The organism is Neobacillus drentensis (genome assembly GCF_036965245.1).
Classification (GTDB): Bacteria; Bacillota; Bacilli; order Bacillales; family Cytobacillaceae; genus Neobacillus; species Neobacillus drentensis_G.
This window is the reverse complement of sequence record NZ_JBALPG010000053.1, coordinates 1-15141: the sequence shown is the minus strand read 5'-3', so window position 1 is coordinate 15141 and position 15141 is coordinate 1. Positions and strand designations below refer to the sequence as shown.

The 15141-nt window shown below is 37.0% G+C and carries 16 protein-coding genes; 4 read left to right on the top strand and 12 right to left on the bottom strand.

Annotated features, from left to right (window positions below; translation table 11 throughout):
• Positions 1 to 210: 210 nt before the first annotated feature.
• The 3 genes from V7150_RS13875 (at position 211) to V7150_RS13865 (ending at position 2465) form a co-directional block, all read left to right on the top strand.
• Entirely contained in the window at positions 211 to 708 is a 498-nt protein-coding gene (locus tag V7150_RS13875) for a YkyB family protein (RefSeq protein WP_335519136.1), read from the top strand.
• A 217-nt stretch (positions 709 to 925) separates the two neighbouring features.
• Positions 926 to 1126, top strand: coding sequence for a hypothetical protein (locus V7150_RS13870; RefSeq protein ID WP_335519133.1), 201 nt, complete (start codon positions 926 to 928; stop codon positions 1124 to 1126).
• A gap of 184 nt (positions 1127 to 1310) precedes the next feature.
• The gene (locus V7150_RS13865; RefSeq protein ID WP_335519131.1) at positions 1311 to 2465 is read left to right on the top strand and encodes an aminotransferase A; all 1155 of its coding nucleotides are present in this window, start codon (positions 1311 to 1313) and stop codon (positions 2463 to 2465) included.
• Positions 2466 to 2516: 51 nt separating this feature from the next.
• Here V7150_RS13865 and V7150_RS13860 read toward each other — a convergent pair whose 3' ends face one another.
• The 12 genes from V7150_RS13860 to V7150_RS13805 all read right to left on the bottom strand — a co-directional run bounded on the left by V7150_RS13860 (position 2517) and on the right by V7150_RS13805 (position 14623).
• Positions 2517 to 2696 (bottom strand): hypothetical protein, encoded by a 180-nt coding sequence (locus tag V7150_RS13860; RefSeq protein ID WP_283922458.1) that lies wholly within the window; start codon positions 2694 to 2696, stop codon positions 2517 to 2519.
• 85 nt (positions 2697 to 2781) lie between these two features.
• Positions 2782 to 3660, bottom strand: coding sequence for an NAD(P)-dependent oxidoreductase (locus V7150_RS13855; RefSeq protein ID WP_335519127.1), 879 nt, complete (start codon positions 3658 to 3660; stop codon positions 2782 to 2784).
• Positions 3661 to 3825: 165 nt separating this feature from the next.
• Positions 3826 to 4299: a hypothetical protein gene (locus tag V7150_RS13850; protein ID WP_335519124.1), complete on the bottom strand. Its 474-nt coding sequence runs from the start codon at positions 4297 to 4299 to the stop codon at positions 3826 to 3828.
• Between the two features lie 85 nt (positions 4300 to 4384).
• Positions 4385 to 5170 (bottom strand): SDR family oxidoreductase, encoded by a 786-nt coding sequence (locus V7150_RS13845; protein ID WP_335519121.1) that lies wholly within the window; start codon positions 5168 to 5170, stop codon positions 4385 to 4387.
• Between the two features lie 121 nt (positions 5171 to 5291).
• A complete protein-coding gene (gene ptsP / locus V7150_RS13840) occupies positions 5292 to 7010 on the bottom strand; it encodes a phosphoenolpyruvate--protein phosphotransferase (protein WP_335519118.1) in 1719 nt (572 codons plus the stop codon).
• Complete coding sequence (locus V7150_RS13835; RefSeq protein WP_335519115.1) at positions 7010 to 7276, bottom strand: phosphocarrier protein HPr; 267 nt, start codon at positions 7274 to 7276, stop codon at positions 7010 to 7012. The genes ptsP and V7150_RS13835 overlap by 1 nt, the downstream gene beginning before the upstream one ends.
• 280 nt (positions 7277 to 7556) lie before the next feature.
• Positions 7557 to 9221, bottom strand: coding sequence for a glycerol-3-phosphate dehydrogenase/oxidase (locus tag V7150_RS13830; RefSeq protein WP_335519104.1), 1665 nt, complete (start codon positions 9219 to 9221; stop codon positions 7557 to 7559).
• A gap of 128 nt (positions 9222 to 9349) precedes the next feature.
• Entirely contained in the window at positions 9350 to 10840 is a 1491-nt protein-coding gene (gene glpK / locus V7150_RS13825) for a glycerol kinase GlpK (RefSeq protein ID WP_335519101.1), read from the bottom strand.
• Positions 10841 to 10871: 31 nt separating this feature from the next.
• Positions 10872 to 12134, bottom strand: a complete 1263-nt coding sequence (locus V7150_RS13820; RefSeq protein WP_335519098.1) for a hypothetical protein — start codon at positions 12132 to 12134, stop codon at positions 10872 to 10874.
• Positions 12134 to 13330 carry a DUF58 domain-containing protein gene (locus V7150_RS13815; protein WP_335519096.1) on the bottom strand — a complete coding sequence of 399 codons (1197 nt, stop codon included), beginning with the start codon at positions 13328 to 13330 and terminating at the stop codon, positions 12134 to 12136. The genes V7150_RS13820 and V7150_RS13815 overlap by 1 nt, the downstream gene beginning before the upstream one ends.
• Positions 13327 to 14277 (bottom strand): AAA family ATPase, encoded by a 951-nt coding sequence (locus tag V7150_RS13810; RefSeq protein ID WP_335519094.1) that lies wholly within the window; start codon positions 14275 to 14277, stop codon positions 13327 to 13329. The genes V7150_RS13815 and V7150_RS13810 overlap by 4 nt, the downstream gene beginning before the upstream one ends.
• Before the next feature lie 151 nt (positions 14278 to 14428).
• Positions 14429 to 14623, bottom strand: a complete 195-nt coding sequence (locus V7150_RS13805) for a hypothetical protein (protein ID WP_335519091.1) — start codon at positions 14621 to 14623, stop codon at positions 14429 to 14431.
• Between the two features lie 248 nt (positions 14624 to 14871).
• On the opposite strand from V7150_RS13805, the gene V7150_RS13800 reads away from it, so the two are divergent.
• The gene (locus V7150_RS13800; RefSeq protein ID WP_283922447.1) at positions 14872 to 15060 is read left to right on the top strand and encodes a YkvS family protein; all 189 of its coding nucleotides are present in this window, start codon (positions 14872 to 14874) and stop codon (positions 15058 to 15060) included.
• The last annotated feature ends 81 nt before the right edge of the window (positions 15061 to 15141 follow it).

Genomic DNA, 15141 nt, shown 5'->3' with positions numbered 1-15141 from the left:
TCTAAATGTTCTATTTTACAATGAAATTAACTGGAAGAAAGTAATAAATAGAAAATAATGATTATTTCACCAAAATTGTTTCAATCCATTCATACTATAGAATTACAATTCTACTCCGTATTTCGTTGAATTGAATGAAGAAATGAAAAAAAGCCTATGCTTTATTTCTATTTTACTGGAAACAAGGTATAATGTAGATGTTTTAAAAGAATGAAAGGAGAACAAATGTTGAATCACGATCCGAAACATCCCCAAAAAAATTTAGGTCTAACCATTGAAAACCTCGCACAAGCTGTCTTTATCGTGAATCGCCATGCAAAAACAGCACCAAACCCCAAATTTTTGTACAAATTGAAACAAGAGTCACTTAAAAAATTGATTAATGAAGGCAAGGCAAGAAAAGTAGGTCTCCATTTTTCCGAACATCCGCGTAATAGCCAACAGCAATCCGATGTGCTCGTCGAATGTGGAAGATATACATTTCATATTCCTCCAACCAAATCTGATTTTCATGATCTCCCCCATCTTGGCAAATTAGATGGAAGCGTCAGAAATCCAAAGGCTGCACTTTCACTTACTATGGCAAAAGCATTGTTGCAATCCTATACGGGAATCTCTGAGTTTGAGAATCCACCATCGAATCCTCAAAAAAAACAACGAACTTACCAAAAACCGATTTTCAAGAAATTAGGCGAACGCTACTCATAAATGTAATGAAAAAAGTCAGGAAAAAGCTGTCCTGGCTTTTCTTCATTTCCAACAATCAATCATATTATTCGGATGTCTTATTTTTGCAACATCTTCTTGAGAATTTTGTGAACATCATCACAATCGAATAGACGTTTCCTTCAATCCGAATTACAATACATTCATAAGGTGTAGAAAATAAATACACAGCAATAAACTTTAAAAGAGGTGTATTTGCATGAAAGGAACTGCAATTCTTTTTCAAGAGCAGAAAATCACGTTTATAGAAGATGTTGACCATTCCTTTTACAAAGAAATCAAAGAGCAATGTGGTTGTGATCATTGCAGCTGCAAGCTTGAAGAAAAAATTGTTAATTTTGACTCAGTCTCACCTGTTTTCTGGCACGAAGATGAAGTGGACTGGGATTATGGCTATTAATATACTCTTTAATTTGATATATACCCCCCTTTCCCCTAAAAAAACGGCCTTGAGAAAAACTTAAGGTCGTTTTTTATTTCTCCTAAATAGCCTTTCTCAAAAAAGTAGAATCTTTTGCTGATTATAGTCTATAATCAAAATATTCTACAGGGCCGAATGATCCTAGGTGAAAGGATGAACAATATTGGAGCATTTAATAAATCAAAAAGTAAAAACTATCGAAATCTCGGGAATAAGAAAATTTTTTAATATGGTAGCACATATGGATGACCTTATTTCTTTTACTATTGGTCAGCCAGATTTCCCAACCCCTGAGCATGTGAAAAATGCTGGCATTGCTGCGATAGATAATAACTTCACCTCCTATACACACAATGCTGGTACCATTGAATTAAGAGCAGCAGCATGTGATTTTGTCGCAAAAAAATATGGTTTGGACTATACCCCTGAAACAGAAGTGATTGTGACTATGGGGGCAAGTGAAGCAATTGATATTGCTTTTCGAACGATTTTGGCAGAAGGATTAGAAGTTATATTACCAGGTCCTATTTATCCTGGCTATGAACCGATTATTCACATGATGGGTGCTGTTCCAGTACATGTCGATATTCGAGAAAATCAATTTCGCTTTACATTAGAAATGATCAAACCATATATTACAGACAAAACTCGCTGTATTGTCTTGCCGTACCCGTCAAATCCGACTGGCGTAAGCCTCACTAAAGAAGAGTTGAAGGAAATAGCTGATTTTTTAAAGGATAAGGAAATTTTTATACTTGCAGACGAAATATACAGTGAACTCACCTTTGATCAAAAGCATGCGTCGATTGCGAGCTATTTAAAAGAAAAGACAATAGTAATAAATGGACTCTCCAAATCCCACTCGATGACAGGCTGGAGAATAGGCTTTTTATTTGCTCCCGAAAACATCACAAAGCATATATTAAAGGTTCACCAATATAATGTATCTTGTGCAAATTCGATCGCACAGAAAGCAGCTTATGAAGCCTTAACCGCAGGATTTGATGACGCACTTGCAATGAAAATGGAGTATATAAAAAGAAGAGAGTATGTTTATAACCGCTTAACCTCAATGGGCTTTTACGTTGTGAAGCCTGATGGTGCATTTTATTTCTTTGTTAAAATACCTAAATCCATCCCTCTTAATAGCTTTGACTTTGCTCTTAAGCTTGTAAATGAAACAAAAGTGGCCGTTGTTCCAGGCAGTGCATTTTCCGATTATGGTGAAGGATATTTCCGGCTTTCTTTCGCTTGTTCGATGGAGACATTGGAGATAGGCCTAAATAGATTGGAGCATTATTTAAAAAAATGGTTTTAAGTTAAACAGTAAACCCTCACCATTTAAAGTGAGGGTTTACTGTTTCTAGGTTTATTGCCCTTTATATTTACCGTTATTTTTAGGAGCCTTTTCTTTTTTTGCTTTGTCTTTATGAATTTGATTTGTGGCTGCTGACCCCATTTCATGGGCAAATTCTTCATTTAAAACGGCAGAATCAAAACCCTTTTTGTTCTTTTGCTTCGCATCGTTCTTTTTCGTCCGTTTAGCCAAAAAAATTCCTCCTATCAAGATTTTTCTATCATAGTTTCTTGAATTAGGAGGAAATTATGCTTACCAGTTTGTGGCCATAATTAGGTTAGTTTTTCCAATACTTATAAAGGGCTTGAGTACCCCTATTTTCTTCACCCTTTTCAGCCAATTGATCATATAAGGATTTCGCAAGCGACAATCCGGGCACATCCATTTCCATTCGCTCTGCCTCATTAATCGCGATTTTCATATCCTTAATAAAATGCTTTATATAAAATCCAGGCTCAAAATTACCATTTAGCATTCTTGGAGCAAGATTTGATAATGACCAGCTGCCGGCTGCCCCAGTCGTTATACTTTTTAAGACATGCTCAGGATTTAGTCCTGCTTTTTCAGCATAAATGATGGCTTCACATACACCAATCATATTCGAGGCAATGGCTATTTGATTGCACATTTTTGTATGTTGACCAGCTCCTGGCTTCCCTTGATAAACAATATTTGTTCCAAGATATTGAAGCAGCGGACGAACCGCTTCAAAGGCTTCCTCGTCTCCACCCACCATGATTGAGAGCTTCCCTTCCCTTGCCCCTACATCACCGCCTGAAACAGGAGCATCGATTGCATAGATCCCTTTCTTTTTCGCTTCATCGTAGATTTTTACAGCTAGGGAGGGTGCAGATGTAGTCATATCAATAAGATAACTTCCAGGTTTACCGTGTTGAATCAATCCGGTCTCACTTAAAAACACTTCCTCAACATCTGTTGGATAGCCGACCATAGTGAAAATGACTGTTGCTTTTTCTGCAACTTTTTTTGGTGAATCAGCCCACATTGCTCCGCTCTCCAATAAGTCATTTGCCTTCTCTTTTGTTCTTGAATATACAACCAATGAGTAACCAGCATGTAATAAATGCCTTGCCATGCTTTGGCCCATTACACCTGTTCCAATAAAACCAATAATCGTATTTTCTGGAGTAAGCAATCTAATCCTTCCCCTCATTCAAATATTCTTTTATTTTAACACTTCAAATTATTTTTAGGGAATAAAAAAGACCGTAACGCCCCAGCTCGTCCGGTCTTTCGTGCTCCATCTCCAAATTTATGCACATTCTAATGATGTCCCTTAATGTTAAAAAATAAACTATATTTATAACTCTGATGAAAAATTTGTAAGATACGTACGTCCAAATACTTCTTCATCGTTAAATACTTCAATTGACACAGCCTGGTCCCTCTCGATCATATTCTTTAGCTCTTGAATATGTAAATCTTTTTGTAAGGGAAGCGGGTCCATAAATATATATTTTTCACTTTTTCCTTTAACCTCTAAATAATCACCATTTAGTACTTGATCCTCACCATAGATTATGTCCCTTTTGCCGATAGCAGCGGCCAACTTGTCATCGTGGATCGTGACTTTCACCTTATATAATTGGTGCCCTTCTAATATTTCATTGTTAATCCGAAAACGAAATTGGAGTTCATTATTTTTTGTTAGCAAGGCATCCGCATAACGGTTTACGATTAACTCATTTGAAAATAGAATTCCACACCCGTTTAAAAATGATGAACTAAACACCACCATGATTATGACAATGACCGTTTGTAAATTCCTTCGCATTCATAACACTCCCTTATACATTTACCATAGCCAAAATACATTGGTAATAAACGTTAAGAAAGGTTAATTAAGGAGAAATAATTTTTTAAATAGATTTTATCATACCACCGTCCACAAGGAAGGAGCTGCCTGTCATATATGAATTCGCATCGGAAAGCAAAAATGCTGCAACATTAGCAAACTCCTCTGGTGTTCCATATCTTTTTAATGGAATCCCTGATTTGGATTGTATCTCGATCGTTTCCCGGTCAACACCCAGTTTATTTGCTTTCACTTGATCTAAGTGCTTTACACGATCTGTTGCAATGCGTCCAGGGGCAATGGTATTTATCAAGATATTATAAGGTGCCAGCTCTGAAGCAAGCGTTTTTGAAAGTCCTATAATACCAGTCCGATATGTATTGGAAAGAATTAATCCTGGAATTGGCTCTTTTATTGAAGAAGAGGCGATATTTAGAATCTTTCCTCCTTTATGTTTTAGGTAAGGCAAAGACTCCCTAATCAGCCGAACGTAAGATAATAGATTTAACTCAAATGAGGCCTGCCAGTCTTCATCCGTCAATTCTTCAAATGAAGCAGCCGGCGGGCCCCCAGCGTTATTGACAAGTAATTGGATGCTGCCAAAAGTTTCTGCCGTAACAGCTACTAGCTTTTTAATGTCACTGGTATTGGTTATATCAGCTTTTTGATAGGCTACTTTTCCAGAACCGATTGATTCAAGTACGCTGGCTTTTTGCTTCAGCTTGTCCTCTTCCCGGCCGGAAATCATTACATTAACTCCCTCTTTCACAAGCCGTTCAGCAATTGCAAACCCTAATCCCTGGCTAGAAGCAACAACTATCGCTGATTTTCCACATAGGTTCAATTCCATATTTTGACCACTCCTTATTTTTTCCATATATTTCTATATATAGGATTTTATTAGGAAATACTTAGTAACCTACTCAATTCATATAGAATAAGACCGACACATATGCCGGTCCGATTCTAAATTAGTTTTTAATTGTTGCAGAATTAACTGCTTCAATAACCTGAGCAGTAGTTTGCATATTTAATACTTCTTGTGCAAGCTTCTCCATATCGGACTTTTTCAAATTCTTGATTTGTGAGCGAGCTTTTAAAATAGATGTCGCACTCATCGAGAATTCGTCAAGACCAAGGCCCAGAAGAACTGGAATAGCTGTTTCATCTCCGGCCATTTCGCCGCACATTCCTGCCCATTTACCTTCCGCATGTGCTGCATCAATAACCATTTTTACAAGTCTTAAAATAGAAGGGCTATACGGTTGATACAAATAAGATACTTGCTGGTTCATCCGGTCTGCTGCCATCGTATATTGAATCAAATCATTCGTACCAATGCTGAAGAAATCTACTTCTTTAGCGAATTGGTCAGCTAAAATTGCCGTAGACGGAATTTCCACCATGATCCCAAGTTCAATTTTGTCAGCTACTGTTTGACCTTCAGAAAGAAGCTTTTTTTTCTCTTCTTCAAGAATAGCTTTAGCAGCACGAAACTCGTCCAAAGTGGCAATCATCGGGAACATGATTTTTAAATTTCCAAAGTTGCTTGAACGTAAAAGCGCGCGAAGCTGTGTTCGGAAAATCCCTTGTTCTTCTAAACATAAACGGATTGCCCGGAAACCTAGAAATGGATTCATTTCTTTTGGTAAATCCAAATATGGCAGCTCTTTATCGCCGCCAATATCCAAGGTACGAACAACAACAGGCTTTCCTTCCATTCTTTCAAGTACTGCTTTATATGATTCAAACTGTTCTTCCTCACTTGGAAGCTGATCTCTTCCCATATAAAGGAACTCGGTTCGATATAAACCTACACCCTCACCGCCATTTTCAATAACACCTTTTAAATCATTAGGAGTACCGATATTGGCAGCTAATTCTACGTGATGTCCATCATTTGAAATGGTCGGTTCATTCACAAGTTTTGCCCACTCTGCTTTTTGAACTTCATAATCTTCGTGGACTTTACGATACTCATTAACAAGTTCAGGTGTTGGGTTAATATGGACTTCCCCTTTTAGACCATCGACAATGACAAGGTCCCCGTTCGTAATTTCCTCTGTCGCCGTCTTTGTTCCAACTACAGCTGGAATTTCCATTGAACGGGCCATAATCGCTGAATGGGAGGTACGTCCGCCAATATTTGTGGTAAATCCTTTAACAAAATTGCGGTTCAATTGTGCTGTGTCTGAAGGAGTTAAATCCTCAGCTACAATGATCACTTCTTCAGCAATCATACTTGGGTTTGGTAATTCAACACCTAACAAATGTGCTAAAACACGTTTTGTGACATCGCGTATATCTGCAGCACGTTCTTTCATATACTCATTATCCATTTGTTCAAACATCATAATGAACATATCTGCTGTTTCTTTAAGCGCAAACTCGGCATTCACGTTTTCAGATTGAATTTTATTCTCTATTGGTGCATTTAGTTCAGGGTCACTAAGGACCAAAAGATGTGCTTCGAAAATAGCTGCTTTATCAGCGCCAAGGTCTACTTTAGCCTTATCACGAATAGCTTCAAGTTCGGATATTGATTTCTCCATCGCCTTCTTGAAACGCTCCACTTCAGAAGCAGAATCTTCAATGGTTTTCTTTTCAAACGATAAATCAGGTTCAACAAGACGGTAAGCCTTCGCGATAGCAATTCCATTTGATGCTGCTATTCCCTTTAAAAAAGTCATTATTCAGCCAAACCTTCTTTTTTCATTGTTTCTTCTAGTGCGTTAAGTGCATCGTCAGCATCGTTGCCTTCTGCAGAAATTTTAATATCAGCACCTTGGCCTACACCTAGAGACATAACACCCATAATAGATTTTAAATTTACAGTTTTACCCTTATATTCCAAATTAATTTCAGAATCAAATCTGCTAGCTGTTTGAACTAATAAAGTTGCTGGTCTTGCATGAATTCCTGTTTCTGCGATTACTTTAAATTGCTTATCTGCCATGCTAAATCATACTCCTTTAATAATAAAATAAAAAAATATACTTGCTTTATTAAAAATAAACATTTCTCGTCATTTAGTCAACTAAATCAATACTCAAATAATGATAACAAATCATTTCTTTTCAGCTTATTATTCCCAAAAAAGAGCGCAAACATGTATTGAATTTCAATGATGTTTTCACTTATACAAGTGCTAGAATAACATTTTCACCTCTATCAAACAACGAAAAAACTGTTAAAATGGCATTGTTCACAAAAGTGTCGCAAACAGTCGATTTTTGTCATTCTTGTTTATCGACAGGGGTTACTGCTGATGTTAAGACATCTTCTAACGATTGCATATACTTTTTCTTGTCTTTGTCCGTCCAATTTAGCTTATCATTCATATAGTCAATGACTTGCTCCTTCCATTTTTTTACTAAGTCAATATTAAACAAAATGTCCCCTGTTCTCCTATGGAAAAAATCAATCGGTGTCGCTACCATCTCCTCTTCAATACCATAAACAAGTTTTGCAAATAAAAAGAGAGGTAAACCATATTTTCCTGTATCAGATTGGTTTAGTTTTAGCAGATCGAAAACCAAATCAACGTTTGATCCGTATATTCTTGTTAGTTGCTCCGCGTCTTCGCGAGTTAGATTGGACTCTAATCCCTTTGCTATCTTAGACGCTACAAAGGCATTAAAATTCATCGAGCCGCCAACATCCCCCCCTGATATTGGCATAAATTTGGTTTGGCAAGCAGGAAAATCCTTTCCTTCTTCAGATTGAAATTTTTCAGCTAACAAATCGACAATCGTTTCCGCCATTTTTCGATAACCCGTTAATTTACCACCCGCGATTGTAATCAATCCGGAATTCGATTCCCAAATTTCATCTTTTCGAGAAATATCTGACGGTTCTTTCCCATCCTCGTAAATAAGCGGTCTTACTCCCGCCCAGCTGGATTCGATATCTTTTTCGCTGATTTCCACTTCAGGGAACATATAATGAATGGCGTTAAGAATATAACTGCGGTCACTTTCAGTCATATTTGGATTAACTGCATCTTGACTATAAAATGTATCTGTCGTACCAACATATACCTTAGCATTGCGAGGGATGGCAAATACCATTCGGCCATCCGGTGTATCAAAATAAATGGCTTGTTTAAGTGGAAATCGGGTCTGATCAATAACAAGATGGACTCCTTTTGAGAGCTGCAATGTTTTTCCTTTTTTGGAATGGTCCATTTCACGAATCGAATCAACCCAAGGTCCGGATGCATTAATAATTTTTTTTGCATACACCTCATAGGTTTCCCCAGTCAATTGATCTTTTACTAAAACACCAATAACTTTTCCGTTTTCGTTGATAAGCTCCATGACTTTTGCATAATTACATGCAACCGCACCTTTGTCAACTGCTGCTTTTATCACTTCCATCGTCAGCCGGGCATCATCCGTTCGGTATTCCACGTAATACCCTCCACCTATTAATCCGGCCTTTTTTATAAGAGGTACCTTTGCTAAGGTTTCTGCAGCTGTTAGCATGGTTCTACGTTCTGTTTTTTTTACACCCGCTAAAAAGTCATAAACTCTTAAGCCAATTGATGTACTAAACTTGCCAAAAGTTCCCCCTTTATAAATTGGAAGCAGCATCCATTCGGGTGCTGTCACATGGGGGCCGTTTTCATAAACGATGGCACGTTCTTTACCCACTTCGGCAACCATTTTTACTTCATATTGTTTTAAGTACCGTAGTCCGCCGTGGACTAATTTCGTTGATCTGCTTGATGTTCCGGCTGCAAAATCCTGCATTTCAATAAGTGCAGTTTTCATCACTCTTGAAGCAGCATCAAAAGCAATCCCTGCACCGGTGATACCACCTCCAATAACCAGAACATCAAATTGGCCACTTTTAAGTTTTTTTCCTATATCATCCCGATTTAAGTTAGAAAAATTCAAAGTGATTCCCCCCACACGGTTAGCTATAGTATTCAATATGCATAAATTAATAAAACGGAAATAAAAAAGACCACAAAAGACAATACCAAATTTAAGAATCTTTTGTGGTTCACTTTTCATCATATCTTCTATTTAAATACCATTGCAGCCTTCACTGCCTTTTTCCATCCATCATATAAATCATATCGATTTTCTTCCGTCATTTTCGGGGTGAACTTCCTGTCAATTGCCCATTGCTTTGAAATCTCCTCTTGACTTTCCCAGAAGCCAACCGCCAGCCCTGCTAAATATGCAGCACCTAGAGCTGTAGTTTCATTGATTATTGGTCTTTCAACTGGAACATTTAGGATATCACTTTGAAAATCCATTAAGAAGTTATTTTTGACAGCACCGCCATCCACACGAAGCGTTTTAAGTTCTATTCCAGCATCAGCTTCCATTGCTGATAAAACATCTTTTGTTTGATATGCCAGTGATTCAAGTGTAGCACGGACAAAATGTTCTTTTGATGTACCACGTGTTAGTCCAAACACTGCTCCTCTGACATCACTATCCCAGTAAGGTGTCCCTAACCCAACAAATGCTGGAACAACATAAACACCAGCAGTAGACTTAACCTTTGCCGCATAACCCTCGCTATCCTTCGCATCCTTTAACATTCTTAACCCGTCCCGAAGCCATTGTATCGCGGATCCAGCCACAAAAATACTGCCCTCAAGCGCATATGCTACCTTTCCGTTTAATCCCCAAGCAATGGTTGTTAATAAACCATGCTGGGAACGGACTGCCTTTTCTCCAGTATTCATTAACATAAAGCAGCCAGTTCCATAAGTGTTTTTAGCCATACCTTTTTCAAAGCATGCCTGGCCGAATAAGGCTGCCTGCTGATCACCAGCAATACCTGCAATCGGAGCTTCTTTACCAAAGAAATGATAATCGACTGTGTTGGCATAAACCTCAGAGGATTGGCAAACCTCTGGCAGCATGGATTTAGGAATGTCCAAGATTTCTAATAATTCATCATCCCATTTTAGCTCATAAATATTAAACATTAACGTTCTGGAAGCATTTGAAAAATCTGTTACGTGTGTCCGTCCGCCAGAAAGCTTCCAGATTAACCACGTATCAACCGTACCAAACAACAATTTTCCTTGGTCTGCCTTTTCTCGTGCACCTTCTACATGGTCCAGAATCCATTTGACCTTTGTACCTGAGAAATAGGCGTCAATTAGTAAACCAGTTTTCTTACGGAACAAGTCATTATAGCCTTTTTCTTTTAATGCATCACAGATTTCACTTGTTTGTCGTGATTGCCATACTATTGCATTGTAAACAGGTTCACCTGTTTCTTTATCCCAGACCACGGTTGTTTCCCGTTGATTCGTAATTCCAATTCCAGCAATTTCTTCAGGTTTTATCCCTGATTCGGATAAAACGCCGGCAATAACAGATAGAATCGAACCCCAAATTTCATTGGCGTTATGCTCGACCCAGCCTGGCTTTGGAAAATGCTGTGTAAATTCTTTTTGGGATGTATGAACGATTTCTCCATTTTTATTAAATAGAATTGCTCTCGAGCTTGTTGTACCTTGATCTAAAGACAAAATATATTTTATCATGCCAATCTCCCCCCTTATATATTTTTTTATTTTAGATGAAATTCTTTAAGCTTAGGCGCTTACTCAATTTAGAGTTATGAATTTTTTTCTTTTCTAATATACTTTTACGGATATTTTTTAATTGCTGCTTTAACTGGCGAATTTCTCTTTTAATCAGGATTTGTTCCTCATATAATGACGTACCATCGCCATACCGGACCTTTTCATAGATCGCAATTGAATCATTGGAACCTAATAATCCAACCCTTTTCCACCATTCTTCAAGTGTTTCAAAAGGAAGACGCCCTAGTTTTAGTTTTTGAGCATATTTTTCTAATTCAAATATTTCCCTTCTTATTATATCCTCCGGGGGCTTAATCCTCCAGCGTGATAAGGTTGATTGTCCAGCTCTAAACATACCTTCGGAAACCGTAATTACAGACGAAGAATCAATAGTGAGAGTCTGCGGCTTTAATTTCTTTTTATAAAACAAGTAAAAGATAAAAATAACTGCCCCCAGGATAAGCAGGATATACAGGATACTTTCTGTCTTCTCATATGATGGAACCTGGTATTTATCTGCTACATCCAGCAAACCTCTTCCTCGTATGAGGTTTGCTTTTCGTCCATCATTCCCAACCAGACTAAAAAGATATTGCAGGATGCTAAAGAGGGGTTCTGCAACACTTGTAAATAGGAACACGATGAATTGTAAGATAGCAAAAAAAATGAATTGAATATATTTTAGTAAAATAGTAATCATGGCACCAATTGCTGTAATAACTGCCATAATATTAAAAAAGTAAAGGGCAAACTTTGATTTATCTTTTTTGATCAAATTCCATTTTCTAAAATATCCGCCGATAAGCACAATTACTAGTTGTGCAATAAGCAGATAGATCATTTCACTTTGATATGGGTAACCGCTCATAGCTGAATAAATGATTGCAATTAAACCAATAAAAAAAGACAACAGCAATAAGAGGCTTTCAGAATGGTCAGATACATCATCAAACAAGGAAATCCCCCGCCAAAAAATTATCAATCCCAATCCAATTCCCATAAAAAGTGGCAAATCAGACTGTTGCCAGATCACTAACAATAGAGGGAATACCGTAATAAAATAAAGACCTTTTCCCTTATTACGAAATTTTACAAGAAGCAGTGAGATGAGGATGATGCTGCCGCTGCACAATGCCCCCAATAATAAAATTGGAGGCAGCTGTTTTTTATTAATATAGAATAAGAATAAAGAAAGAAAACCTAAGATTATTTCCAATGTAAAATGGTAGATAACGGCCGCCACACGATTCATCATAACAGCCCCCTTCTTTCAGGATGAATAACCAATTCACTAAGAAGCCCATGCTCCTGTTCAATTTTTATCTGGAACAAGGTGGCACCATATTTTGATAAGTTTAATAGCATGCGATTTGTATCTTCCGTCCTGATTCCAGCGTGAATGAAAAAGGATTGATATTCTAAATGCATGCTGTAGAAAGAAAGCATATATTCATATGGCAAACTCGAATTTTGGTTACTAATAGATGCAAGGGTTTCCAAAACCTTTTGCAAATGCTCTTTCCCTTCTCCTTTTGGTAGATAATGAAATGGAGTGCTTCCCGCGGTTCGAACATTAATGCACAATGAATAAGGAATTTGCTTATGAAATGCAAAATAAGCAATCTCAGTAATACTACTAAGCAGTTCTTCAAGATTACCTGTTATCGAATGACCATCTGAGACGTTTAATGCAATAATCCAACCCTTTTCAGATATTTTTTCATAGATTTTCGTTTGCAATCCTTGTTTTCTTACACTAGCTTTCCAATGAATTCGGTTAAAACTATCTGACGGAACATAGTCCCTTGTTCCTAAATATCCAAGCCGGTCCTCATAAACGGAATAGGGAACAACATTTACTCCTTGATGAACGGACATTTGTTCCTTTAATCCTTTTACAGGAATAGGCTCAGGATAGACAACCGCTTGTTGTTTTATAAAATATTTAGATTCCAGGACCGTTTCCCCAAATCCAACCAGACTGGGAATATAAATTTCTAGCTTTCGAATTTTGGCAATTCCCCTTCTTTTTGCCGAAAAAGAAAGATTGATTTTTTTGGTTTGCTTTGTGTAGAGGGAAAATGGGATAGAAATTTCATTCATCAAATGACTGGATTCAAATTTCTCACCCTCAGAAGCCACATATTGATCAAAATAAACTTTTAGCTCACCTTTTAAAATGGGATCACCATCGTTTCGAAACGTCAATGACCATTGACCCTTATCGTTCACAAAATATCGCTGTTTTTCACTAATATTTTCAAAAAACAGCCGATCTCCAGCCCGTTTTAAATAAAGATGATTACAAATGACGACAAAAAGAAAAAAGACGGCTAAAAACAAGACTAACTTTGACTGTATGTAAAGGCTTACAATTATGAGGACAATTGCAAAACCAGTTATGCCAGGAATCTTTCGATCTTCGAGCGTATATTTATTCCAATTCATTCATTTGCACCCGATTCTACTGGTACAGGAATGGTATCAAGGATTTCACTAATAATGTTTTCTGGTGTTTTTGTTAATGACCCTTCAATAGAAAGAACAATTCTGTGACTGAGAACATATGGGGCAACTGCTTTTACATCATCTGGAGTTACATATGTACGGTCATTCAAAATGGCTTTTCCTTGTGAAGCTTTCATTAGCGCTAATGTTCCACGAGGACTGACACCAAGTTCAATGCTATTATGCTCTCGTGTCTTTCTTACAATCGATAAAAGATAATCCTCAATATCTGAAGATATATGAGTATCATTTACCGCTGTCTTTAATTGAACAATTTCTGAAATGGAAAACACTTGAGCAATTGTGTTTATTTTTATATCACCACGATGAAATTGCATGATTCTTTTTTCATCCTCATATATGGGATAACCGACTTTTATTTTTATGAAAAATCGATCCATTTGCGCTATCGGCAATGAAAAGGTTCCTTGCTGAGATTCTACTGGATTTTGAGTTGCAATCACCATAAAAGGTTCTTCTAACGGGACGGTTACACCATCAATTGTTACCTGCCTTTCTTCCATTACCTCCAACAAACTTGACTGGGTTCTGGGTGTTGCCCGATTAATTTCATCCGCTAAGACAATGTTTGCTATAATCGGTCCAGGTCGTAGTTCAAATTCTTGAATCTTTGGATTAAAAAACTGAATTCCGGTCACATCACTCGGAAGAACATCGGGTGTAAACTGGATACGGGAAAATTCCCCGCCAATGGCGTTCGCAAAGCTTTTTGCTAGCATCGTTTTGCCAGTACCAGGAACACTTTCAAGCAAAATATGGCCATTAAATAATAATGAGATTGCCATTAATTCTACTTCCATATCTTTTCCGACAATCACTTTCCCTATTTCCTGCTTTAATTTATCTATTTTTTCGGTAAATGCCATTTTCTCATCCCCTAAGACGTGATCTGTATTTTTATAGTCTATTTTACCAAATTTTTAATTTTTTCCAAATCGTTTATCATCTTAAAAAAAAAGAGGATATTCCAAAAGCAAAAGGTCATTCGCTCTTGAGACATCCTCTTTCTTTGTTTCATTAGCTTCTTGGTTCTTTAAGATATTGATATAATACATCACCACCGCGCTGGCTAATGCCACGGAAATGCTTGAAATCGTTACGTTTTACTAAAACCTTCCGGAATTCCATAAAATCATCATTCTTTACGTAGTATTCCGAAAGTTCTCCTGTCATCAAACGATTTAATATGTCGGTAACTATTTCTTCCTTCATACAATTGCACCACCTTTTCCATAATATATTTTATCTTATCATCTAATTATTAAGTCAACTTTTCTTATTGCTCATCCTCTATTTTAGATAACGCTTTTCTATGCAACTGTTCCTTAACTTTATAATAAAAAATTTGTAATTATTAACCAAAATATCATGCAAAAGCCTTTACGAATTTATAAAAGTAGTGCAAACTGTTATTTAACTGGATTTTAATAATAGTTTTTAAGGCAAAGGAGAGAGACTAATTGAAAAAAGCAGAAGTAGGAAATATCATAGAATTCCGTGGTGGCCTGCAAGGGATCGTTGAAAAGGTAAATGAAAATTCTGTAATAGTCGACCTAACATACATGGATAATTACCGTGATTTAGAATTAGATCAGCGGACAGTTGTTAACCATAAAAACTATAAAGTGATAAAAGAAAGCGCTTATTAATGTAATAGTTTAAAAGAAAAGGCAGCCATTGGCTGCCTTTTCTTTTATAAAGTTATTTTCCTTGATCAGTTTCTTTTGATA

What these genes read in the sequence shown, in the direction of transcription:
- V7150_RS13810 (WP_335519094.1), bottom strand. Translation starts at nt 14,277, where the DNA reads ATGGCATTTACCGAAAAAATAGATAAATTAAAGCAGGAAATAGGGAAA.
- V7150_RS13875 (WP_335519136.1), top strand. Translation starts at nt 211, where the DNA reads ATGAAAGGAGAACAAATGTTGAATCACGATCCGAAACATCCCCAAAAA.
- ptsP (WP_335519118.1), bottom strand. Translation starts at nt 7,010, where the DNA reads ATGACTTTTTTAAAGGGAATAGCAGCATCAAATGGAATTGCTATCGCG.
- V7150_RS13805 (WP_335519091.1), bottom strand. Translation starts at nt 14,623, where the DNA reads ATGAAGGAAGAAATAGTTACCGACATATTAAATCGTTTGATGACAGGA.
- V7150_RS13835 (WP_335519115.1), bottom strand. Translation starts at nt 7,276, where the DNA reads ATGGCAGATAAGCAATTTAAAGTAATCGCAGAAACAGGAATTCATGCA.
- V7150_RS13845 (WP_335519121.1), bottom strand. Translation starts at nt 5,170, where the DNA reads ATGGAATTGAACCTATGTGGAAAATCAGCGATAGTTGTTGCTTCTAGC.
- V7150_RS13850 (WP_335519124.1), bottom strand. Translation starts at nt 4,299, where the DNA reads ATGCGAAGGAATTTACAAACGGTCATTGTCATAATCATGGTGGTGTTT.
- V7150_RS13815 (WP_335519096.1), bottom strand. Translation starts at nt 13,330, where the DNA reads ATGAATTGGAATAAATATACGCTCGAAGATCGAAAGATTCCTGGCATA.
- V7150_RS13870 (WP_335519133.1), top strand. Translation starts at nt 926, where the DNA reads ATGAAAGGAACTGCAATTCTTTTTCAAGAGCAGAAAATCACGTTTATA.
- V7150_RS13820 (WP_335519098.1), bottom strand. Translation starts at nt 12,134, where the DNA reads ATGAATCGTGTGGCGGCCGTTATCTACCATTTTACATTGGAAATAATC.
- glpK (WP_335519101.1), bottom strand. Translation starts at nt 10,840, where the DNA reads ATGATAAAATATATTTTGTCTTTAGATCAAGGTACAACAAGCTCGAGA.